1 protein-coding gene is annotated in these 901 nt (G+C 52.7%); it reads left to right on the top strand.

The annotated features are described in order from the left end of the window. Positions 1-115 precede the first annotated feature (115 nt). Positions 116-847 (top strand): arginine ABC transporter substrate-binding protein ArtJ, encoded by a 732-nt coding sequence (gene artJ / locus VZP09_RS04600; protein ID WP_002896384.1) that lies wholly within the window; start codon positions 116-118, stop codon positions 845-847. The last annotated feature ends 54 nt before the right edge of the window (positions 848-901 follow it).

Raw genomic sequence — 901 nt, 5'->3', positions numbered from 1 at the left:
ATGCCCATAAAAATATTTAATCAAATTTATTGCATATAAATTCATTTAATGGCATTGTCACTCTATGCCGCAGACACGGCGAATAATCATAAGATAGACAGACGGGAGTTCCACGATGAAAAAGTTAGTTCTGGCTGCACTGCTCACCTCTTTCGCGTTCGGCGCTGCTGCCGCGGAAAAAATCAGCTTTGGCGTCTCCGCAACCTATCCGCCGTTTGAATCGATGGACGCTAATAACCAGATTGTCGGCTTTGATATCGATCTGGCCCACGCGCTGTGCAAACAAATGCAGGCAGAATGTACCTTTACCAACCACGCGTTTGACAGCCTGATCCCGGCGCTGAAGTTCAAGAAATATGATGCGGTGATTTCCGGAATGGATATTACGCCGGAGCGGAGCAAGCAGGTGGCCTTCACCGACCCGTACTACGCCAACTCGGCGCTGGTGATCGCCAAAAAAGATGCGTTCCATTCTTTCGATGACCTGAAAGGCAAACGGATCGGCATGGAAAACGGCACCACCCACCAGAAATATCTGCAGGATAAGCATCCTGAGGTGAAGACCGTCGCCTATGACAGCTACCAGAATGCGATTATCGATTTGAAAAATGGCCGTATCGACGGCGTGTTCGGCGACACCGCGGTGGTCAACGAATGGCTGAAAACTAACCCGCAGCTGGGGGCAGCCACGCCGAAAGTGACCGACCCGCAATACTTCGGCACCGGACTCGGCATTGCCGTGCGCCCGGATAACAAGGCGCTGCTGGAGAAACTGAACGCCGCGCTGAAAGCGATTAAGGCCGACGGTACCTACCAGAAAATTAGCAACCAGTGGTTCCCGGAGTAACTTTTTTCGCCGGGTGGCGCTGCGCTTACCCGGCCACCGCTCTTCCACGNTGGC

Source organism: Klebsiella sp. EMBS2024, from assembly GCF_036233805.1.
Lineage (GTDB): Bacteria > Pseudomonadota > Gammaproteobacteria > Enterobacterales > Enterobacteriaceae > Klebsiella > Klebsiella pneumoniae.
This window is presented reverse-complemented; position numbering and strand designations above follow the sequence as displayed.